This is a genomic window from Xanthomonas arboricola, from assembly GCF_002940665.1.
Taxonomy (GTDB): Bacteria; Pseudomonadota; Gammaproteobacteria; order Xanthomonadales; family Xanthomonadaceae; genus Xanthomonas; species Xanthomonas arboricola_B.
Window position 1 is genome coordinate 1,558,214 of the sequence record NZ_MIGY01000001.1, and the last position, 22,953, is coordinate 1,581,166.

The 22,953-nt window shown below is 66.5% G+C and carries 13 protein-coding genes; 10 read left to right on the forward strand and 3 right to left on the reverse strand.

The window, feature by feature from the left end:
- Positions 1–28: 28 nt before the first annotated feature.
- The 3 genes from XarjCFBP7645_RS06815 to XarjCFBP7645_RS06825 all read left to right on the forward strand — a co-directional run bounded on the left by XarjCFBP7645_RS06815 (position 29) and on the right by XarjCFBP7645_RS06825 (position 2,785).
- Positions 29–1,255, forward strand: coding sequence for a sensor histidine kinase (locus tag XarjCFBP7645_RS06815; protein ID WP_104536785.1), 1,227 nt, complete (start codon positions 29–31; stop codon positions 1,253–1,255).
- Positions 1,252–1,884 (forward strand): response regulator transcription factor, encoded by a 633-nt coding sequence (locus XarjCFBP7645_RS06820; protein WP_104536672.1) that lies wholly within the window; start codon positions 1,252–1,254, stop codon positions 1,882–1,884. Before XarjCFBP7645_RS06815 ends, XarjCFBP7645_RS06820 begins: the two co-directional genes overlap by 4 nt.
- 442 nt (positions 1,885–2,326) lie before the next feature.
- On the forward strand, positions 2,327–2,785 hold the full coding sequence (locus XarjCFBP7645_RS06825; RefSeq protein ID WP_104536673.1) for a hypothetical protein: 459 nt from the start codon (positions 2,327–2,329) through the stop codon (positions 2,783–2,785).
- Positions 2,786–3,080: 295 nt separating this feature from the next.
- Here the strand turns inward: XarjCFBP7645_RS06825 and XarjCFBP7645_RS06830 are convergent, their stop codons facing one another.
- Positions 3,081–3,485, reverse strand: coding sequence for a hypothetical protein (locus XarjCFBP7645_RS06830; protein ID WP_104536674.1), 405 nt, complete (start codon positions 3,483–3,485; stop codon positions 3,081–3,083).
- Entirely contained in the window at positions 3,482–6,832 is a 3,351-nt protein-coding gene (locus tag XarjCFBP7645_RS06835) for a winged helix-turn-helix domain-containing protein (RefSeq protein ID WP_104536675.1), read from the reverse strand. Before XarjCFBP7645_RS06835 ends, XarjCFBP7645_RS06830 begins: the two co-directional genes overlap by 4 nt.
- Positions 6,833–7,125: 293 nt before the next feature.
- Between XarjCFBP7645_RS06835 and fabV the strand changes: the two genes are divergently transcribed.
- The gene (gene fabV / locus XarjCFBP7645_RS06840) at positions 7,126–8,334 is read left to right on the forward strand and encodes an enoyl-ACP reductase FabV (RefSeq protein ID WP_104536676.1); all 1,209 of its coding nucleotides are present in this window, start codon (positions 7,126–7,128) and stop codon (positions 8,332–8,334) included.
- Between the two features lie 402 nt (positions 8,335–8,736).
- On the forward strand, positions 8,737–9,036 hold the full coding sequence (locus XarjCFBP7645_RS06845) for a hypothetical protein (RefSeq protein WP_047126437.1): 300 nt from the start codon (positions 8,737–8,739) through the stop codon (positions 9,034–9,036).
- Positions 9,037–9,221: 185 nt separating this feature from the next.
- Here the strand turns inward: XarjCFBP7645_RS06845 and XarjCFBP7645_RS06850 are convergent, their stop codons facing one another.
- On the reverse strand, positions 9,222–10,244 hold the full coding sequence (locus tag XarjCFBP7645_RS06850; protein WP_104536677.1) for a sugar kinase: 1,023 nt from the start codon (positions 10,242–10,244) through the stop codon (positions 9,222–9,224).
- A 285-nt stretch (positions 10,245–10,529) separates the two neighbouring features.
- Here XarjCFBP7645_RS06850 and XarjCFBP7645_RS06855 point away from each other — a divergent pair, with 285 nt between their 5' ends.
- From XarjCFBP7645_RS06855 to XarjCFBP7645_RS06875, 5 genes are all read left to right on the forward strand, one after another.
- The gene (locus tag XarjCFBP7645_RS06855; protein WP_104536678.1) at positions 10,530–13,310 is read left to right on the forward strand and encodes a TonB-dependent receptor; all 2,781 of its coding nucleotides are present in this window, start codon (positions 10,530–10,532) and stop codon (positions 13,308–13,310) included.
- A 245-nt stretch (positions 13,311–13,555) separates the two neighbouring features.
- Positions 13,556–16,756: a TonB-dependent receptor gene (locus XarjCFBP7645_RS06860; RefSeq protein ID WP_104536679.1), complete on the forward strand. Its 3,201-nt coding sequence runs from the start codon at positions 13,556–13,558 to the stop codon at positions 16,754–16,756.
- 13 nt (positions 16,757–16,769) lie between these two features.
- Positions 16,770–17,747 (forward strand): pectinesterase family protein, encoded by a 978-nt coding sequence (locus XarjCFBP7645_RS06865; RefSeq protein WP_104536680.1) that lies wholly within the window; start codon positions 16,770–16,772, stop codon positions 17,745–17,747.
- Positions 17,747–18,775 (forward strand): pectate lyase, encoded by a 1,029-nt coding sequence (gene pelA / locus XarjCFBP7645_RS06870; protein ID WP_102583074.1) that lies wholly within the window; start codon positions 17,747–17,749, stop codon positions 18,773–18,775. The genes XarjCFBP7645_RS06865 and pelA overlap by 1 nt, the downstream gene beginning before the upstream one ends.
- 88 nt (positions 18,776–18,863) lie before the next feature.
- On the forward strand, positions 18,864–22,715 hold the full coding sequence (locus tag XarjCFBP7645_RS06875; RefSeq protein ID WP_429001459.1) for a LamG-like jellyroll fold domain-containing protein: 3,852 nt from the start codon (positions 18,864–18,866) through the stop codon (positions 22,713–22,715).
- Positions 22,716–22,953 lie beyond the last annotated feature (238 nt).

The following is a 22,953-nucleotide window of genomic DNA, read 5'->3' on the forward strand; positions in this document are numbered from 1 at the left end:
TGACTCCGTGGCGATGGGTGGGCTGGTGATGCCAGTGTGCGGACGCGCCGCAGCGACGGCAGGGGCCGCAGGTCATCGATCGCACCTGCCGGAAGTCACTTTGTGCATGCGCACCATTGCCGAGTGGCCGCGCGGCCGTCAGCATCGCCGCATGAATTCTTCCCTGCCTCATCTTCTGCATCCCCTGCGTCTGGCCGGTGCGTTCACCATTGCCGCGGTGGCGTTGTCGTTCGTGCCGGACGCATCACCCCAGGGCGCCTGGCGCTGGGGCGTGCTGGCCGGCTTCACCGCGTTGTTTCTGCTGCACACCGTGTTGCCGCCATTACATGCGTTGCGCACTGTCGCAACGCTGCTGCAAGCGGTCATGGCCTTGCTGATGGTCTGGATGGAGCCGCGTGCCGGCACCGCCCCGGTGCTGCTGGTCATGCTGGTGGCGCAGGCGGGCATGACCTGGCCGCCGGTGCGCGTGTTGTTGCTGGCGCTGGCATTGAACGCGGGCATGTATGCGCTGCTGGTGCAGGCCGGGTTCGAGCGTCCGTGGTTGATCGTCGGCATCTACGCCGGTTTCCAGGCCTTCGCCGCGCTGACCGCCCATTACGCACGCAGCGCCGAGCGCGCGCGCGATGCCCTGGCCTACGTCAATGCCGATCTGCTGGCCACCCGCGCCCTGCTGGCCGATAGCGCGCGCGATGCCGAGCGCCTGCGCCTGGCGCGCGAGTTGCACGACGTGGCCGGGCATAAGCTCACCGCCATGCGCATCAATCTGCGCTTGCTCGGCGCCTACCCGGCGCTGGCGCGGCGCGACGAGATCGCGGTGGTGGAGCAGCTGTCGGCCGAACTGCTGTCGGACATCCGCAACGTGGTGCAGTCGCTGCGCGACGATCAGGGCCTGGACCTGCAGACCGCCTTGCGCGCGCTGGCCGCACCGTTCCCGCGCCCGGCGCTGCGCCTGCAGATCGACCCGGACGTGCGCATCACCGATGCCCGCGTGGCCGAGCTGCTGTTGCGGCTGGTGCAGGAGGCGCTGACCAACGCGGTGCGGTATGCCGACGCCAACGAGGTTGCAGTGCACCTGCATCACGCCGGTAGGCAGCTGCACGTGGACATCTGCGACGATGGCCGCTGCGCCGAGCGTATCCGCGAAGGCAACGGCATCACCGGCATGCGCGAACGCCTGGCTGCCCTGCACGGGCAGCTTGAACTTGGCCGCACACCCACTGGCGGCATGCATCTGATGGCGAGACTACCGACATGAGTTCACATCGCATTGCGCTGGCCGACGACCAGATCCTGGTCCGCGCCGGCCTGCGCGCGCTGTTGCAGCAGCAGGGCGTGGAAGTGGTCTGCGAGGCCGACGACGGCCAGGGCCTGCTGGACGCGCTCGCCAGCACCACGGTCGACGTGGTGCTCAGCGACATCCGCATGCCCGGCGTGGACGGCATCCAGGCGCTGCAGCAACTGCGTGCCCGCGGCGACCGCACCCCGGTGCTGTTGCTGACCACCTTCGACGACAGCGACCTGCTGCTGCGCGCCACCGAAGCCGGCGCGCAGGGCTTCCTGCTCAAGGACGCGGCCCCGGAGGACCTGCGCGAGGCAATCGAGCGGGTCGCCCACGGCGAGACCCTGCTGCAGCCGGTCAGCACCGACCCGGTGCGGGCGCGCTACCAGTTCCGCGACCAGCAGCCCCCGCGCGAGACCTTCAGCGAACGCGAGGTGGCGATCCTGCGCCTGCTCGCCGGCGGCTATTCCAACAAGGAGATCGCCCGCACCCTGTTCCTGGCCGAAGGCACGGTGAAGAACTACGTCTCCACCATCCTGGAAAAGCTCGGCACCCGCGACCGTACGCGCGCGGTGTTGAAGGCGATCACGTTGCGGGTGATTTGAGGGCGGGGATTGGGGAGTCGGGATTGGGGATTCGTAAGGGCGGGGAATCGGGAATCGGGAATCGCAGGAGCGTAAGTTGGCAGGTGGGATGCTTGATGCAAAAAGGTCCCTCTGCCTCAAAGCCTGCTCTTCTCCAAAGCAACTCTGGCCTTCATGCGGGCCGGGAGCAGAGATCTGTGCGTTGCCGCCACCATGCGCCACTGCCACTGCCACTGCCACTGCCAGTGCGATGCGCATGACGCACGCTGATCGTCGCCGACAACGCTGTTTCCGTCAGGTTCCATCTGGTTGTTTTTAAATGGAATTTCCCGGCTTCGGCTGGATCGGGCAACAACCGTAAGGTTGCCGTCAGGTCGCGTGGGCGGCCTGGCACCAAGGTCGTCCGGCGGCCACCGAGGTCGCTCGGGGACGCGCCGCGCTCCGGTCCGCTGCGGAGTCCGTCATGCGCCTGGTCCGGTATCTGTTCGTGCTGATCGTCGTGCTGTCCACCAGCGCCTGGGCGGCGCCGACCCAGGCCGACTTGCCGATCGCCTGGGTCCAGGCCGCACTGCATACCCAGCCGCCAACCGAGCGCGACCTGCGTGTCGGCGTAGCGCCCTGCGACCTGACCGCGCAGGGCGCGGTGGCCCGAACCTGCGACAGCTTGTCCGCCCATACCGACCAGGGTGGTTGCAGCCCGGGCCCGGCCTGTCGGCCATGGGCAGGGCGCGGCGTTGGCAGCACCCATCGCATCGCCGCCGGCACGCCTGTGGTGTGGTCGACCCGCGGCCAGTTCAAGGTGGCTTTCAGCAACGGCTCCGAGCGCGATGACCGGCTGCACCCGGTGGCGCCGCACTGCACTGCCGGCCTGGTGGACGCGCCGGCCGGCATCCAGCCGCGCGCGCGGGACTGCATGGGGTAGGAACGTCGCCAGGTGCCGTTGGCGAGACCGCGGCAGGCCTGCCTGCCGCTATCTACGGTGGGCCGGAGCACCTAGCAAGGTGCACGTCAGCCAGCTCGCAGCGAGATGCATCGTGACCACCAGGAGTGTCATCCGGTGGCAGCTGGTCCGGTGCGCAGGTCGACCGTAGGTGCCAACGGCAGTGGCTTGGCCATTGCTGGCCCAAGTCCCGCGCATGCGCACGCTGTGCCGCGTTAACACACCGCAGCAACACACCGCCTGGCGGCGAGCCGCCAGGCAGGTGTCGACGCAGGGCTTACGGCCGGGGTGGGGTTTCCTGCGGGTTGATCTGCGGATCGTTGCCGACCTGGGGGTCACAGCTGAACCAGGTTTTCTTGTCCTTCCGGCTTTCGTCCTCGACGATGATGGTCAGAAAGATCAGGGTCGGGACGCTATTGGCATTGGCGACATGCACGCTGCGGCCGTCGGGACTGATCGTGGGTTCTCCGATCTGTTTCAAGGCATCGGAACTCAGCAGACTCTTGATCTTGAAATGCCGGGGGACCACGTCTTCATCGAAGTGATAGAGCAGCGTCGATGCCTTGTCGTGCTTATCCACGATCAGCAGGTCCGGGGCGAAGCTGTAGAAATATTCGCCAGCGCCGGTGTTGCCGCCGAATCCCACCCGTGCCACCGTGAGTTTGATCTTGAAATCCGTCATGAGCTGTCCTGTTCCTTGAGAAGCGGGGCATAGAGGGAGACGAACCCCGGGTGGCGGTAGCCCGCGTGATACAGCCATCCGAGCTGTTGCGTAACGGCGCTGCGCTGGCCCAGGTGCACCTGTGCGCGAATCCAGGGGTCCAGCAGGTTCTTGTCGCGGCTGTTGCCGATGTCCTTGCCCAACACCGCCACCGCGCGCTGCCACGCCGCGCGTGCACCGGCTGCGTCGCCGGCGGCGGCCTGCTGTTCGCCGTGCCAGACCAGCGCCTGGGCCAGGGCGGACAGGCCGAGCAGATCGTCGGGCCTGGCGCGGTGCAAGGCATCCAGCTGCGCAACGATCGGCGCAAGGCCGTCGGTATCGTTGCCGGCGCGCGCGCGCTGCACCCGCTGCAGGCGTAGCGCGATGATGGCGTCCAGCCATTGCCACTCCGGCAGCGGTTGCGCCTGTTTCAGCAACGCGGCCATGGTCTGGCGGGCGCGATCGAGGTGCCGCACGGCCAGTTCGGGTTGCCCGTCCAGCGCGGCCATCCAGCCGACCTGTGCGTCGGCATGCGCCAGATCGCGGCGCCAGGCGACATTGTCCGGCTGCAAGGCCACCAACGCCTGCAGCATGCGCAGGCTGTCCTGCGCATCGGTCTGCGCCTGGCGCAGCTGGCCACGCGCCAGTGCCAGGTTGGAGACGCGGATCAGTGAGCCGGCCAGACGCCTGCGCCAGGCATGCGCGTCGGGATCGTGGTCGACCAGCACGCGCAGCATGGCGATCTGCTCGCGATAGCCCTGCTCGGCGGGGGCCAGCAGGCCCTGCATTTCCTGCGTCAGACTCAGCCAGGACAGGCTGTCGACCAGTTCGTAGCGCAGCGCTGCGTTGTCCGGCGTGTGTGCCAGCAACTGGCGCTTGAGGGCGATCGAGCGTGCAAACAGGCCGATCGCCGCGCCGGTCCGGCCTTGCTCCTTGGCCAGCGTGCCGAGGTTGTTGAGGGCGTAGGACAGTTCCAGTTGCCAGTGCGGGTCCTGCGGCGCGGCGCGCACCAGCTGCTCGCAGGCGGCCAGGTACTGCGACCAGTACCGCTGTGCCACAGGCAACTGCTTGCTCCTGTAGGCAAGATCCCCCAGCCAATACGCGGTTTGCCCGGTTTCGGCGTGCGCCTCCAGGGACGCCGGTGCACGCGCACGCGCCTGCTCGGCAGTGGCGGCGGCACGCGTGAATGCCGCCTGCGCCTCGTCCAGCTTGCCCTGGTTCATCAGCACCTCGCCGGTGGTGCGCAGCGCGCGGGCGTGGTTGATCAGATCGCCCGGCTGCATGCTCGCGCTGGGCAGGTCTTCCAGATAGCGCAGCGCGCGGCTGCCCACGCTGTCGAGCAGCTTGAGGTTGCCCACCGTGCGCAACTGCTCGGCCAGGTCGCCCAGCATGTAGCTCACCAGTTGCTGGGCCTGGTCGCGCCGTTGTTCGGCCACCTGCTGCGCTTGCCGCGCCTGCCAGCCCAGCAGCATCGAGGCGCTTGCCAGTACAACCAGCAAGGTCGCCGCCGCTGCATACAGGCCGCGGCGGCGCCGTTGCGAGCGCTCGCAGGCATGCAGGAACGCGTGGTCCAGCGCATCCAGATCCTGCGGCATGCGCCGCGCCGCCTCACGCGCTTCGCTCAACGGGCGGCCGCTGTTGAGCAGGTGATCGCTGCGCCGGCCTTCGGCGGCCCAGCGCTGTGCGGCTAGCTGCAGCCGCTTGCGCGCCTGCAGCAGGCGGCGGTTTTCATGGATCCACTCGGCTGCGCGCGGCCATTGCCGCAGCAAGGCCTCGTGCGCGACCGCAAACCCCGGCTCGCCGGCCACCAGCTCGCTGACGAACAGGCGCGCCTGCACGAAGGCATCCACCAGCACGCGCGCTGCGCCGTGCGCCGGCAGGGCCGACCACAGCGCACGCCGCGCGGTCACCGCATCGCTGTCGGGATGGATCACGCTCAGCAAGCTCAGCACCTGGCCCAATGCCGCCTGTGCAGCAGCGGGCAGCGCACGGAAGGTGTGTTCGGCATGGTGCGCCAATGCGCCTTCCAGCCCGCCCAATGCGCGGTAGGCGGCAAAGGTCAGCAGCCCGTCGTCGCTGCGTTGCGCGTGCAAGGCATGCAGCAGATGCTGCAGCAACGGCAGCGCATCGGGCTGGCGCGCGGTGGCATCGCGCAGCACATCGTCCAGCCGGCTGGCGCTGTCGCGGTCCTCTTCGAAACGCAGCCCGGCCATGGCCGCAGGCACGCGGATGATCTGGCCGATCTCGCCATCGCGCGGCGCCAGCAGATCCACATGCCCGTCGCCGCGTTTGAGTTCGACGATCTGCGGCAACGCATCGATCAGGCGTGGGTAGAAATCGCTACGGGTGAGCATCAGCACCGCCACCTGCGCGCTGCTGCACAGTGCCTGCAAGGCGGCGGCCAGTGCGGCGCGGTCGGCATCGGTGATCCCGGGCGTGGCCACCAGCGCTTCTGCGTGATCGATCACCAGCAACAGATGGCGCTGGGTCTGCGCGCTGTCGCGCGCTGGTGGGCGTTGACGCATCGCTTCGCCAATGGCCGCATGCAGCGGGGCAGGGCGCTGCAGCCACTCGGGCAACGCCGCCATCTGCGCCGGCGAAAACACCGCGCGCCCGCCGGGGGCCCAGTCGCCCAGTGCGCGCGCCAGCGTGGCGAGCACATCGCCGCCACGGCATTGCGCCAGGTTGCAGTACGCCACCGCAATGGCTTCCAGCCCATCCAGCCCGCCGGGCTGCGCCAGCAGCGGCACCACGCCGGCGCGCAGCAACGAGGTCTTGCCGCACCCGCTGGCGCCACTCACCAGCACCAGCCCGCGCTGGCTGTGCAACTGCGCGCGCATCGCGCCCAGCACCTGCGCAATCGCATGGCTGCGGCCGAAGAAGACCTCGGCGTGTGCGGGATCGAACGCCTGCAGCCCCACATACGGGCTGCCGTGTCCCCACACCTGCGCGCCCATCACCGCACCGCGATAATCGTCGGGAAACACCACCTTGGGCAGCAGCCGGTACCCGCGTTTGCGGATGGTCTCGATGTAGCGCGGTTGGCGGCTGTCGTCGCCCAGCTTGCGGCGCAGTTGGGCGATGGTCTTGTGCACCGGGTTGTCGCCGTAAAAACTGCCGTGCCACACCTCGATCAGCAACTGCTCGGCGCTGACCACCTCGCCAGCACGCTCGGCCAGTGCGATCAGCACTTCCATCATGCGCGGTTCCAGTGCGATGGTCCGGCCGTCGTCGATCAGTGCCAGCCGTTCCGGCTCGACCAGCAAGGGCCCAAGCCGAAACCGCGGCACAGAGCCCAGCTGCGTGACGCGCTCGCTTCGAAGAGACATTCGCTCGGATACCGGTCGCACGGTGGGAGGGGCCCCGACGATCGCCATCAGGCGCGGCCGGGCACGGCACGGCAGGCGCAAAAGTAGCACAGGCGCTGGCGCAGGCAATCGATGGTGATCGCCGTTCGTTCGCGCCCGTGCGCGGAAGATGCAGGCCCGGCCACGCGGCATGCCAGGCGCTGCAAGCGGGCTTCACGCAACGCCATACAGCGGCGTGTGGTGCGCCTCAGGCTGTTTCGCCAGCAGGCCAGCGATTAAGATGCCGCCAGCATCTTGCTGACCAGGAGTTCACGTTGATCATCCATCCCAAAGTGCGCGGCTTCATCTGCACCACCACGCATCCGCTTGGCTGCGAGCGCAATGTGCTCGAGCAGATCGCGGCCACGCGCGCGCGCGGCGTGCGCAATGACGGCCCGAAGAAGGTGCTGGTGATCGGCGCATCCAGCGGCTACGGCCTGGCCTCGCGCATCACTGCCGCGTTCGGCTTCGGTGCCGACACGCTGGGCGTGTTCTTCGAAAAACCCGGCAGCCCCAGCAAGGCCGGCACCGCCGGCTGGTACAACTCGGCCGCGTTCGACAAGCACGCCAAGGCCGCGGGCCTGTACAGCAAGTCGATCAATGGCGATGCGTTTTCCGATGCCGCGCGTGCCCAGGTCATCGAGCTGATCAAGACCGAGATGGGCGGCCAGGTCGACCTGGTGGTGTATTCGCTGGCCTCGCCGGTGCGCAAGCTGCCGGCCACCGGCGAAGTGAAACGCTCGGCGCTCAAACCGATCGGCAACACCTATACCGCCACCGCCATCGACACCAACAAGGACACCATCATCCAGGCCTCGATCGAGCCGGCCAGCGCGCAGGAGATCGAAGACACCGTCACTGTGATGGGCGGGCAGGACTGGGAGCTGTGGATCGACGCGCTGGAAGGCGCCGGCGTGCTCGCCGACGGCGCGCGCTCGGTGGCCTTCAGCTATATCGGTACCGAGATCACCTGGCCGATCTACTGGCATGGTGCGCTGGGCAAGGCCAAGGTCGATCTGGACCACACCGCGCAGCGGTTGCACGCGCGCCTGGCCAAGCGCGGCGGCAGCGCCAACGTGGCGGTGCTCAAGTCGGTGGTCACCCAGGCCAGCGCGGCGATTCCGGTGATGCCGCTGTACATCTCCATGGTCTACAAGATCATGAAGGAAAAGGGCCTGCACGAAGGCACCATCGAGCAGCTCGACCGCCTGTTCCGCGAGCGCCTGTATCGCGAAGACGGCCAGCCCGCCGAGGTGGACGCCGAAAACCGCCTGCGCCTGGACGACTGGGAACTGCGCGACGACGTGCAGGACGCCTGCAAGGCGCTCTGGCCGCAGGTCACCACCGAGAACCTGTTCCAGCTCACCGACTACGCCGGCTACAAGCACGAGTTCCTCAAGCTGTTCGGCTTCGAGCGCGACGATGTGGACTACGACGCCGATGTGGAGACGGACGTGACGTTCGACTGCATCGAGTTGGGGTGAATCGGGAATCGGGAATGGAGAATCGCAAGAGCGGTTTCTCCGCGCTTGGAGTTCCCAGCCCGATGAGTTTGAAAACGGCCGGCAGATCATGCCGGCCGTCTTAATAGGGGCCGTGGTGGTGTTGCGTGGCCCTGCAGCGGGGCACGCGTTGAGACGGCGCGCTGCTGCATTGTTGCGTCGTGGCTCCCGGTGACTGGTTCGACGAGCTCGGTAACGCCTTCATTGCCAATGTGGTGGATGGCGCGACGTGGAGGCGCCGTACCCTCATCCGCCCTTCGTGCACCTTCTCCCGAGGGGAGAAGGGATCAGTCCACGTGTCGCTCACCGCCCCCGGAGACACGTACCTTTGCTTCAACGACACCGCCACCAATCCCGAACGATCACCCCTGATGCCGGCACCCGATGGACAAACTGATCGCTCATTTCTTACTGGCATTTCTCGTCAGCGCCGTGTGCGCCGTGCTGTTGCGCTTTATGCGAGTGCACTTTGCGCTGAAAGCCACCGCCAATTTTGCGATCACAACCGCGGTCGTTTGCGCTGCAGTGATGCAGGACGGCTCGGCGCCTCTTTGGCAGGATGCGCTGCTGATTGCCTCGTTTTTCAGCGTCCCGGCCTCGGTGTGCGTGGTGTTGATGAGCGCCGTCATGGCATGGGTCGCGAACAAGCGCCGCGCACGCGGTAGGCGTAAGGCGGCGATCTGAAGTGGAGCGGGGTAACAGATACAGCGGGCGGCCTGATGGCCCACCCAGTAGTTTTATTGGCCGCTGCTGGTCAGTTCGCGCCGCAGCGCGCTTCATACGCTGCAGCGTCTCAACCAGATAGGCCACCAGAAGACTGAAGCGCCAGCGCTTTCAGCTCTTACGATTCCCGATTCCCCACTCCCGATTTACCGCCTCACATCGAACCGCGCATCCCCCACGCAGGCCTGCACATCGGCCACCGACAGCGGATTGAAATCGCCGGGAATCGAGTGCTTCAGGCAGCCTGCCGCCAGGCCGAAGCGCACCGTGTCCTCCAGCGGCCAGCCTTCGATCAGGCCGTGCAGCACGCCGGCGGCGAACGCGTCGCCGCCGCCGATGCGGTCGACGATCGGGCTCAGTTCCTCGCTGGGCGCGCGCGCCACCGCGCCACTGCGCGGCACCAGCAGCGCGCCCAGGCTGTGGTGGTCCACGTTGTGCGCCACGCGCTGCGTGCAGGCCATCAACTGCAGCTGCGGGAATGCGGCAAAGGCCTGCTGCGCGGCCGCTTCCACACGCGCTTCCAGCGTGTCCTGCGGGAACTCGCCGCCCAGCACCACGCCGATGTCGCGGTAGTCGGCAAACACCACGTCCGCACAGGCGAACAGCTGGTGCAGGATGCCGCGCGCATCGCCCTGCCAGCGTTGCCATAGCTTGGGCCGGTAATTGCCGTCGAACGAGACCTTGACCCCGGCCGCACGCGCCGCGCGTGCCGCCGCCAGCGTGGCCTGCGCCACGTCCGCACCCAGTGCCGGGCTGACCCCGGACAGATGCAGCCACTGCACCCCGTCCAGCAGGGCCGGCCAGTCGTAGGCGTCGGCCGGAGCCAGCGCAAACGCCGAGTCGGCGCGGTCGTAGACCACCTCGCTGGGGCGGTGGAGCGCGCCGGTGGTCAGGAAGTACAGCCCCATGCGCCCGTCCACCCGCCGCACATGCCGTGTGTCCACGTCATGGCGGCGCAACTCGCCCAGCACCGCCGCTCCCAGCGGGTTGTCGGCCACCGTGCTGACCATGGCCACGGCATGGCCGAAATGCGCCAGCGACACGCCGACATTGGCCTCGGCCCCGCCGCAATGCACGTCCAGCCGCGGCTGCTGCAGCAGCAGCTCATGACCAGGCGCCCCCAGGCGCAGCAACAACTCTCCAAAGCACAGGATACGGGCACGACTCATGCGGCAATTACCTCGGCTGTGTGGTGCGTCACGGTGTGGGGGAACCGCTGCGCGTCAGGATGACCATCGGTGTCATTCTAGCCGGCGCCTAACGCGCCGGGCGAGGCCCATGATGCGACGCGCAGTGACCGCTTGCACCCCTTTTGGGCAAATTTGGTGGCGTTTTCTGCTGCGCTGCAAGATGTTACGGGAGGATTCAGCTGGTAACGTCTTTTTGACTAGCGGTGTCATTACCGCTCACAACCAGACTTTCATGTTGTTCATGGACCCTTGGGAGGGGAGTACATGCAATTTCGGACCACCCGCCGGAAGACACCGGTTACCTTGCTGGCGTTGTCGATCGGCCTTGCGCTGAGCGGCCATCTGGCAGCACAAGAAACCACCCAAGCGCCCGCAGAACCGGCCGTCGACCTGGACACCGTCACGGTGACCGGCTATCGCGCCTCGGTGGAAAAGGCCCTGGACATCAAGCGCGGCGAAGCCGGCGTGGTCGATGCGATTGTCGCCGAGGACATCGGCAAGTTCCCCGACCTCAACCTGGCCGAGTCGCTGCAGCGCATTCCCGGCGTGGTGATCACCCGTGAGGCCGGTGAAGGCCGCGCCATCTCGGTGCGTGGCCTGGGCCCGGAGTTCACCCGCGTGCGCATCAACGGCATGGAAGCGCTCACCACCGTGGGCGCCGGCGACCAGAGCGGCGGCACCAACCGCGGCCGCGGCTTCGACTTCAACGTGTTCGCCTCGGACCTGTTCTCGCAGCTGATCGCGCGCAAGACCGCCTCGGCCGATGTGGAAGAAGGCTCGCTCGGCGCCACCGTCGACCTGCGCACCGCGCGTCCGTTCGACTACAACGGCTTCACCTTCGCCGCCAGCGGCCAGGCCGCCTACAACGCCATGGCCGAGAAGGCCAACCCGCGCGTGGCCGCGCTGATCGCCAACACCTGGGCCGACAACACCTTCGGCGCCCTGCTGTCGGTGGCCTACACCGAGCGCGAGGTGCTGGAAGAAGGCGCCAACACCGGCCGCTGGGCCAACGGCCCCAGCAACGGCAACTTCAGCGCCGCCTCGCCGTACGCCGCGGCGCGCTCGGCCGATGTCTACCACCCGCGCTTCCCGCGCTACACCCAGCAGATCCACGACCAGCAGCGCCTGGGCGTCACCGGCTCGCTGCAGTGGAAGCCCACCGACCGCACCACGCTGTCGCTGGACGCGCTGTATTCCAAGATCGACGCCAAGCGCGACGAGCACTACATCGAAGCGATCTCCTTCAGCCGCAACCGCGACGGGCTCACCCCGCGCCGGCCGGAGCGCGACGGCAAGCCGGGCACCATCGTGCGCAACGGCGAGATCCGCAACAACGCGCTGGTCTATGGCGAGTTCGACAATGTCGATATCCGCTCGGAAAACCGCCACGATGAGTGGAACACCAAGTTCACCCAGGTCAGCCTGGACCTGGAGCACCGCTTCAACGACGACTTCAGCATCAACGCCCGGGTCGGCACCTCGCGCTCTGCGCACGAGAACCCGGTGCAGACCACCATCATCATGGACAAGTACGACGTCGACGGCTACAGCTACGACTACCGCGGCAACAGCCGCGCGCCGGTGCTGAACTACGGCATCGACCCGACCAACCCCGCCGGTTGGGAACTGGCCGAAATCCGCCTGCGTCCGCAGTCGGTGGACAACGACTTCGACACCGGCCAGATCGACTTCAACTGGAACATCAGCCCCGGTTTCCGCCTCAAGGGCGGCGTGCTGGCCAAGAACTACAGCTTCAGCACCGTCGAGCTGCGCCGCGCCAACGAACTGGCCGTGCCCACCTTCGCCAACGGCAGCACCATCGTGCCGACCGACCTGACCGAACAGGCCGGGCTCAAGGGCATCAACGGCAGCCCGTCCAGCTGGGTGGTGCCCAACCTGGATGCGGTGGCCGACCTGTTCGGCATCTACAGCAACAGCGGCACCTTCGCCGTGGCGCCGCGCGTCAACAACAGCCGCAGCGTCGAGGAAAAGGACCGCGGCGTCTGGTTGATGGGCGAGTTCTCCACCGACCTGGGTTCCATCCCGCTGTCGGGCAACTTCGGCGTGCGCTACGTGGAGACCGAGCAGGAATCCACCGGCTATGCGCTGATCAACAACGCACCGGCGCTGACCACGGTGGGCCGCAAGTACGACAACACGCTGCCCTCGTTCAACCTGGTCGCCGAGCTGGCACCGGACCTGCTGCTGCGCCTCGGTGCGGCCAAGGTGATGAGCCGCCCGGGCCTGGGCAGCCTCACCCCCGGCGTGACCGTGGCGGTGGCCGGCGGCGCGCGCACCGTGGCCGGCGGCAACCCGGATCTGAATCCGATCGAAGCCACCAATGTCGACCTCGGCCTGGAGTGGTACTTCGACGAAGGCGCCATGCTCGGTGTCGGCCTGTTCTACAAGGACATCGAGAGCTTCATCCAGACCGCGCGCGAAGTGCGCCCGTATTCCAGCAGCGGCCTGCCGGCTTCGTTGCTGGACGGCACCGGCGCCACCGTCAACGACGACTTCGCCTTCAGCATCCCGCTCAATACCCCAGGCGGCGAATTGAAGGGCGTGGAAGCCAACTACACCCAGCCCTTCACCTTCCTGCCGGGCAAGTGGGCCAACCTGGGCGTGCAGCTCAACTACACCTGGGTCGATTCGCAGATCCAGTACCTGGCCAGCAGCGGCGCACCGGTGATGAAGAACGACCTGCTCGGTCTATCGCGCTCGTCGTGGAATGCCACGCTGTTCTACGAAGGCGACTCCTTCGCCGGGCGCGTGTCGGCCACCAACCGCGACGACTACCTCACCCAGGCACCGGGTGCGGAAACCGGCTTCAACGTCGACGGCGTGCACGGCATGACCGGCACCACCATCCTCGACGCCTCGCTGCGTTACAAGATCAGCAAGCAGCTGGAGCTGAGCCTGGAAGGCATCAACCTCACCAATGAAGCCTCCGACGAATGGGTGTCCTCGCCGCGTACCGGCCAGCTGCCGCTGCAGTACGCCGAAACCGGCCGCCAGTACCTGCTGGGCCTGCGCTACAAGTTCTGACCCGCTGTCTGCCCGCTGCGCACACGCGCAGCGGGCCCCGATCCGACGCCTGATCGCTGCGCATGCGTTGCCGTTGCTGCACGCATGCAACGCGGTGGGCGTGATGTTGGAAGCGTCAGGCACCACGCAGCAAATAGTCGCCCGACGACTGCGCAGCGGTGCTGTCGGTCGCTCATCTCGACGCCGGTGGCCCGTGGGGAGGCTGAGCGCGTTATTGCAGCCAGTGCCATTGGAGCGAGTGCATCATGCAAGCCCGTTTGCGTCGTCCCGCCGCCGAGGCAGGCGCCCGCCTGTCCGCCGCGCGTTTGTCGGTGGCCATCGTCCTGGCCTTGCACGGTGTGGGTGCTGCCGCGCAAACCGTCGGCCCGCCGGCCACGCCCACCGATGCGGTCGACCTGGACCGCGTGCAGGTCAAGGCCACCTACCGCGAAAGCCTGCAGCAATCGCTGGACGCCAAGCGCTACAGCGTGGAGCAGGTGGATGCCATCTATGCCGAAGACATCGGCAAGTTTCCCGATCTGAACCTGGCCGAATCGATGCAGCGCATCGCCGGCGTCTCCATCGACCGCGAGGGCGGCGAGGGCAAGCAGATCTCCGTGCGCGGCCTGGGCTCGGACTTCACCCGCGTGCGCATCAACGGGCTGGAAGCGCTGGCCACCGCCGGCAGCGGCAGCGATGGCGTCAACCGCAGCCGCGGTTTCGACTTCAATACCTTTGCCTCCGAACTCTTCAGCCGCGTCACCATCAGCAAGACCCAGTCGGCGCAGATGGACGAAGGCTCATTGGGTGCCACGGTCGACCTGCGCGGCTCGCGCCCGTTCGACTTCGACGGCTTCGAAGCGGCCGCGTCCACCCAATACGGCTACAACGACCTCTCGCGCGAAAAGGACCCGCGCTTTTCCGGCCTGATCAGCAACATCTGGGCCGATGGCCGCGTCGGCGCGCTGATGTCGGTGTCCTACAGCGAGCGCCACCTGCGCGAGGAAGGCTACAACCCGGTGCGCTGGGAACACGGCAACTACCGCAACTCCAACCAGAGCACCGCCACCAACAACGGTAACTACGGTTTCTGTTCGCCGGTGGGCTACAACCCGCAGACCCCGCGCAACCCGCTAGCCAACGAAACCCCTGCCGGGGTCGGCTCGCAGGCCAATCAGGACCGCAACAACGGCTGGGGCAGCTACGGCATCAGCGCCACCAACTGCGGCACCGGCATCGCGCGCCCGGCCAACACGCCGGAGAACATCCAGGCCTACGAAACCGCCACCAACGCCTGGATTCCGCGCTACCCGCGCTATATCCGCACCGACCACGAGATCAAACGCCTGGGCGTCACCGGCGCGCTGCAATTCAAGGTCAGCGACGACACCCTGCTGAACTTCGACATGCTGTATTCCAAACTGGACAAGGACCAGCGCGAAGACTCGGTCGGCGCCAACCTGCACCGCACCGCCAACGTCGGCGGCAAGACCCAGATCGCCGTGCGCGAGGCGCAGGTGGACGACCAGAACCGCCTCACCTACGGCGTGTTCGACAACGTCGACTTCCGCACTGAATCCAGCAACATCGAAGAATCCACCGAGTTCAAGCAGTTCAGCCTGGACCTGCAGCACCGCTTCAACGACCAGGTGCGCGTCAATGCATTGGTCGGCCACTCGACCTCGGACTACGAACGCCCCGAGTTTTCGATGGTGAGCTTCGACAACACCAACCTGGACGGCTTCGTGCTGGACCGGCGCGGTGGCGGCGATTACCCCAGCATGAGTTTCCCGTTCGACGCGGGTAACCCCAACAACTGGCAGTGGCTGGGCTACGGCGCAGTGCCGGTCAACAGCAACGGCACCGCGCGCGGCACCAACATCAGCGAGGTGCGGCTCAACCCGCAGTCGGTGAACAACACCTTCGACACCGCCAAGGTGGATCTGGAATTCAACATAAGCCCCACCTTCACCTTCCGCACCGGGCTGGCCTACAAGAACTACGACATGGACACGTCGGAGTCGCGCAACATCTCCTACGGGCGACTGGCGCAGGCACTGCCGGCCGGTGTGGGTGTGAATGAGCTGAGCACTAATTTGGCCGGCTTCGGCCGCAGCTTGAACGGCAGCTTCCCCACCACCTGGGTGATCCCGGATTTCCAAAAAGTCGCCGACCTGCTCAACATCAATTGCGATTGCGACACCGGCGTGCCCGGCGGCGACTACCGGCTGGCCGATGTCGGCCACTTCGGCTCGTCCAACAACAATTTCGCCGTCAACGAAAAGAGCCTGGGCACCTACCTGCAGCTGGATTTCAACACCGACCTGTGGGGCCGCGCGCTGCGCGGCAACCTGGGCGTGCGCTATGTGCAGACGCAGATCGCCGCCAGCGGCTATGCGCCGTGCACGGCCACCGCGGCCGGTGCGATTTCGCCCAACTGCCAGTCGTTCTTCGGCGTGGCCAGCGCCACCGCCGCGGCCGGCGAGCGCCTGCTGGTGCCCACCACCGTCAACCACAACTACCGCGACATCCTGCCCTCGTTGAACCTGTCCTGGGATGTCAGCGACGAGGTGGTGCTGCGCTTCGGCGCGGCCAAGACCATGGCGCGCCCCACGCTGGCGTACCTGTCGCCCAGCGTCAGCGGCGGCCCCACCCAGTATTTCGACGACGGGCGCTTTTTCTCGATCAACCTGGGCAACCCCAAGCTCGACCCGTTCCGCTCCACCAACTACGACCTCAGCGCCGAGTGGTATTTCCGCGAAGGCTCGCTGCTGTCGGCGGCGGTGTTCTACAAGGACATCGACAGCTACGTGCAGCGCACCCGCGTGCTCAGCACCTGGGAAGCGATGGGCTACTCGCTGGACCTGCTGCCGGCCGGCTTCACGCCGGACACCATCTTCAACGTGCAGAGCTACTTCAACACGCCCGGCGGCCCGCTCAAGGGCTTCGAGCTGACCTACCAGCAGGCCTTCGACTTCTTGCCCGGCTTCTGGCGCAACTTTGGTGTGCAGCTCAACTACACCCAGGTCGATTCCAAGATCAATTACCTGTTCAGTACCGCCGGCAGCGGCAACACCAGCATCACCACCACCGCCACCGAGCGCGACCTGCTCAATCTCTCGCCGCAGTCCTACAACGCCACCGTCTATTACGACGACGGCCGCTTCAGTGCGCGCGTGTCCACCAGTTATCGCGATGGCTACATCAACAACATCCTCGCCCAGGAAGACGTCTACGACCTGGATGGCAAGCGCCTGGTCACGGCCGACGTGACCGGCAAATACAGCGTGGAAAACGTCGATTTCAACATGTCCTACAAGCTCAACGACCAGCTGTCGCTGACCTTCGAGGCCATCAACCTGCTCGACACCCCCGACCGCCGCTACGTCGATTCCACGCTGGAATTGCCCGACAAGTACACCGTCACCGGGCGCCAGTACTACATCGGCGCGCGCTACAAGTTCTGACCAGGAGAGCGACATGCAACCGCATCGCAGAACCGTATTACGTCAGTTGGCCGCCACCGCGTTGGTGGCCGTGGCAGGCCTGTGCAGCAACGCCGCCATTGCCGCCGACCCGGTCTACACCGTGGCCAAGCAGGGCAGCGCCGGCTACCGCACCGTGCAGGCCGCCATCGATGCCGCCGTGCAGGGCGGCAAACGCGCGCAGATCAACATCGGCGCCGGCACGTATCAGGAACTGATCGTGGTGCCGTCCAACGCACCGGCGCTCAAGCTCACCGGTGCCGGCGCCACCCAGACCATCATCACCTACGACAACTACGCCTCGCGCATCAATCCGGCCACCGGTACCGAGTACGGCACCTCCGGCTCGTCCAGCGTCATCATCGCCGGCAACGACTTCACTGCCGAGCAACTGAGCTTCGGCAATCACGCCGGACCGGTCGGGCAGGCGGTGGCGGTGCGTGTGGATGGCGACCGTGCCGCGTTCCGCAACGTGCGTTTCCTCGGCTACCAGGACACGCTGTACCTGCGCGGCGCCAAGCTGTCCTACTTTCTCGACTGCTATGTCGAAGGCACCGTGGACTTCGTGTTCGGCGCCGGCACCGCGCTGTTCGAGAACGTGCAACTGCACTCGCTGGGCGACGGCTATCTCACCGCCGCCTCCACCCCACAGGAGAGCGCACGCGGCTTCGTGTTCCGCAATGCGCGCGTCACCGCCGCCAGCGGCGTGACCCGCGTGTTCCTGGGCCGGCCGTGGCGCCCGTATGCGAGCGTCAGCTTCATCGGCAGCCAGCTCGGCGCGCACATCCTGCCCGAGGGCTGGAACAACTGGGGCAACGCCGCCAACGAGGCCACCGCCCGCTACAGCGAATACCAGAGCAGCGGCGCCGGCGCCAACCCGTCGCGCCGCGTGAAGTGGTCGCGCCAGCTCACTGCTGCGCAAGCCGCCGCGCTGGATCGCAACACTATCCTCGGCACCTGGAGGCCGTTCTGATGCGCAAGCTCACCACCTTCGCCCTTGCCACCGCGTTGCTGCTGGCACCGCTGTCTGCACTGGCCGACAAGATCGCCGACAACATGCTGTTGCTGCAGACCGCCTCCGGCGGTTGGTCCAAGCAATACAAGGGCGTCGCCGTCGACTACAACCGCACCTTCACCGCTGCGGAAATCGCCGAGCTGCAGCAACCCGGGCGCAAGGACGACGCCACCATCGACAACAAGGCCACCACCTACGAGATCGGCTACCTCTCCACGCTCTACAAGACCGAGAAGAACGCCAAGTACGTGGCCGCCGCCAAGCGCGGTGTGGACTATCTGCTCACCGCGCAATACGCCAACGGCGGCTGGCCGCAGTTCTACCCGGACCTGTCGTCCTACCATCACCAGATCACCTACAACGACGATGCGATGGTGCGCGTGCTCAACCTGCTGCAGGACATCAGCGAGGGCAAGGGCGACACCGGTGCGCTGCTGCGTGCCAGCCACGGTGCACGCGCCCGCCAGGCGGTGACCAAGGGGCTGGAATGCGTGCTCGCCACCCAGGTCAAGATCGGCGGCACGCTCACCATCTGGGGCGCGCAGTACGACGAGGTCACGCTCAAGCCGGCCAAGGCGCGTGCGTATGAGCTGGCGTCGCTGGCCTCCAGCGAGTCGGTCAGCATCGTGCGCTTTCTGATGCGCCAGCCCACCCCGTCCGCACAGATCAAGGCATCGGTCGAGGCCGCTGCGCGCTGGTTCGACACCCACCGCATGCGCGATCTGGCCACCAAGAAGATCGACGACCCCACCCAGGAAACCGGCCAGGACGTGATCCTCATCGCGCAACCGGGTGCGTCACTATGGGCACGCTTCTACGACCTGCAGAATCAACGCCCGCTCTATGCCAACCGCGACGGCAAGGCCTTGACCGAGTACATGCAGGTGCCCAACGAGCGCCGCGTCGGTTATGCCTGGCACGGCACCTGGCCGGACAAGCTGTTGAAGGACGACATTCCCAAATGGCGCACCGCCAACGGTCTGTAAGTGCGTCGTCGCCATCGCGTGCAAGCGCGCGGTGGCTGTTTTACGTTTTGGAATTGACGAGGTGAGCGTGTCGAAGTTCTTGTTGGGAATGCTGTGCCTGATCGCGCTGCCGGTGCGCGCGGCCACCACCACCGCGCCGGAGCTGTTGTTCCGGGTGTCGGCCGACCGCGACCTGCAGGCCGATGTGGCCCGCGGCGACGGCGTGCCCAATTTCCGCGACAAGATCACGTTGGTGCCCACCGGCAAACGCGGCAACGCCATCGAATGGGCCGACGACGGCGTGCTGTCGTGGAACGCACCCGGCAACCTCTACACTCAGCGCGGCACGCTCGGCTTCTTCTGGCGCGCGCGTTATCCGGTCGGTGAAGCGCCGTTCGTGATCTTCCGCGTCGGCTACGCCGACCACACCAGCTGGGACATGGCCTGGCTGCGCATCGACTGGAACGGCCACGGCTTCGATGCCTTCGTCACCGACGCCAACCTCGCGCGCACCCGCGTCTCCTTCACCCTCGACAAGAATCCCGCCGCAAGCGACTGGACCCACATTGCGTTTGCCTGGGACGAAACCCGCGGCGTGCGCCTGTACGTGGACGGTAAGGAATCCGCACGCGCGGACTGCGGTGCGCCTTGCGCCAACGGCGGCGCGCTCGACTTCGACGCCGCGCTGGACCAGTTCGGCCTGGCCGGCCGCGTGATGTCGCCGCACCAGGTGCAGAGCCGCTACAACTTCCTGCGCGGCAGCGACGTCGACGAGATCCGCATCTACGACCGCATGCTCGACGCCAGCGGCGCCGCCGCGCTGGCACGCCTGCAGGAGCCCGCCACCGCTGAAGCACCCACCGGCAACGCGCAACACGCCGCCTTCCTGCACCGCTACGGTTGGGACAACGGCCACGCACCGCCGCTGCTGAGCGAACCGGTCACCCGCATCCGCAAGGTGGAGTTCGCCGATACCCGCGACCTCAAGCAATGGATGTGGAAGGCCACCGACGGCATTGCCGAGACCACCTGGCCCGGCGTCTACAACCGCTCGCGCCTGCCCGGGCGTAACGACTACTTCCAGCTGCCGGACTGGAACACCTATGTCGAAGGCGGCAAGGCGCTCGACCTCACCCTGCCGGACGAGCCGGTCAACCGCATCGAGCTGCGCGGCGCCGCCTATGGCCAGGCCACTTACGCCGCGCCCAACGCACAGGCGCAGCCGCTGTTCGCACGTAAGCAAGGCGTGGTGCGCAGCGTGGACCAGTTCGCCCAGCGCCGCGGCGGCACCCTGCGCTTTGCCAACACCGCGCAGGAAACCCCCATCCAGGAAATCTGGGCCTACAACGTGCAGCCGGGCGCCGTGCCCAAGGGCAGCGCGCAACTCAGCTACACCGTGCGCAGCGACATCCAGCCCGACTACGACAACCTCGCCCCATTGCGCGATGTCATCGCCGGCCGCTACCCGCCAGGCGAGCGCCAGACCGTGATCGCGCTGCCTACCAAGGCGCCCGCGCGCAAGCGCCCCAGCGACAAGGCCGCAGCAAGCACGCAGCAACCCATCGTGCACATCCTGGTGCCCTCCAGCCTGGGCAACCCGCCACCGGACCAGGCGCTGATGCGCAGCTGGTCCTACGGCTGGGAGAACATGCACGACGGCCTGGACGGCATCGCCATCACCCTGCCGGCGCTCAACCTGCCGGCCACCCACAACGGCAGCATCCCGCTCAACATCCGCATCAAGGACCCCATCTGGCCCGCGCGCGACATGATCGATGTCTCGGTCGCGGTTACCCCCGGCCAGGCCCGCACGCTGTGGCTTGACCTGCGCGACAGAATCCTCAGCAATGACAGCCTGATGCTCAGCATCGCCGCCGCCGCGCCCGGCTTTGATGCCAACGCGCTCGACGGCACCCAGCTGCAGCTGGTGTTCAAGCCGCGCGCCGATGCCATCAAAGAGCACGTCGCCGACCGCTTCAACCAGGTCAAGGACAACTGGGGCTTTCTGGTCGAAGAACACACCACCTCCAAGCGCCAGCTGCTCTACAAGCGCCTGGACGCGGACATCACCGACCTGCTGCGCGTCGACCCGGACCACGCCCTCGGCCGCCAGTACTGGAACGACATCAGCTACGCCAACCAGGGCGCGTTGCCTGTCGAACTGCCCAGCGTGCCCAAAGGCGTGCCCGCCTGGGCGTTCTGGCAGCTGCAAGACCTCAGCGCCACCCGCCGCTACATCCGCTGGTGGATCGAGCAGCGCCAGGTGGCCTACGGCGATTTCGGCGGCGGCATCTCCGACGACTCGGACCTGGTGCAGCAATGGCCCGGCGTCGCGCTGATGGGCGTGGACCCGGACATGCTCAACGCCTCCATGCTGGCGCTGTCCGATGCCAACTACCGCAACGGCATGTTCACCAACGGCCTGTCCACCATCGAAACCGACGAGCTGCATTCCTACGAAGAGGGCATCAACCTCAACAGCGCCCTGCTGTACCTCAACTGGGGTGACCCACGCACCGTCGAGCGCCTGATGCAAACAGTGAAAGTCTTCGACACCATCATCCAGCTCAACCCGCAAGGCCACCTGCTGTTCGCCAGCAACTGGTTCGGCGGCCGCAAGGTCTACCGCGAGCCCAACTGGCAATGGCAAAAACCGTACTCCTTCCCCATCGTGCACCCGGCCATCCTGCTGGGCGGCTATAACGCCGACCCCAACAGCCGCCGCATCGTCACCGGCCTGGCCGACGGCTATCTCGCCCACGCCTACACCAACGCCAAGGGCAACTGGGCGCTGCCCAACGAGATCAACTGGCAAACCGGCAAAACCCGCGGCGGCGAACTGTTCGAAGGCAGCGGCGGCGCCGACACCTTGCACACCTTCTGGGCCGCCTACCGCTTCACCGGCAAAGATCGCTATCTCAAGCCGATTAATCACCGCGTCGCCAACAGCGGCCCCAACGGCCTCTCCCTGCTCAACGAAAACTTTCTCGATGTCATGGGCAAGCGCAATGACTGGAGCGGCAAGCTCCTCGACGCCGCAAACAAGGACGACGGCAGCGCCCCGGACTTCCCGCACCATGTGGCCTGGGAGCAGACCGGCAACCTCGAGTATCTCGCCGCCATTTACCGCAGCGAGGCACGGGAGAAACTGCAGAACTTCTACATGAACACCGAAGGCCACTGGTGGAGCGACCGCGTGGAATCCCCCACAGTCAATCTGCAGCGCGCACGCTTAGGGGGAGTGGCTCTCAAGCGCAATCAGACCTACCCCGGCCATACCGTGAGCTGGCGCTTCGCCGATCCAGAGGCCGCCACCCAAGTGGCCATCGCCATCCCCGCACCCCAGCAAGACCGCTTCACCGTCATTGCCTACAACACATCGGATAAAAACCAGCGCGCCAGCATGACCGGCTGGAACGTCGCCCCGGGCCAATGGCGTATCACCCAGGGCGTGAGCAAAGGCAACGACGGCAAGCTCGACAGCACCGCCAAGACGCAAGAGGTCGCTTTCGAAAAAAGCGCAGCCATCGACATCGACTTCCCCGCAGGCCGCACCACCGTCCTGCAGCTCGAACGCATCGCAGCCGCCACCCCGGTCGAACTACGCCCGGACCTGGGCATCGGCCACGGCGATGTGCGCGTGACTGCCGATGCCATCGAGGTCACCGTGCACAGCCTCGGCCACACCGATGCACCGGCTGGGTTTGTGGTGCTGGAGGATGCGCGTGGGAAGGAACTGGCAAGAGCCGCGTTCCCAGCGTTGGAGGCTCCGCGGGATTTGGTACCGAAGAGAGCGGTGGTGCGGTTTGCGGTGCCGTCCGGGACTAGCGGAAAGGGCGTGCGGTTGCGTCTAGTGACGGAAGGCGAGGTTGCCGAGGTGACTCAACGCAACAACATGTCGGCGGTTCCTGGAAAGCAGTCAACGAGCTCGAGTAACGGATTTCCTAGATCTCGGCGTTAGGACGCAAATAACTCGGCGTAACAGGATTAGCCCGCAAGGACGCGGCCCAACACCTGGCGTCAAAGGCACGGACACAGCTAAAAAGCGATGAGCTTCAAAAGCTCGTAGCGATTGACCGCAGTCCGGCAGTCGGCGAGGATCGTGTTATGCCGCGCTTAGCAGGCTGCTGAAATACCAGTCGCGACGAAGCAATCATCGGCCAACGTGTGAGCCAGCAACTGCGATGCTGATCGCTTCG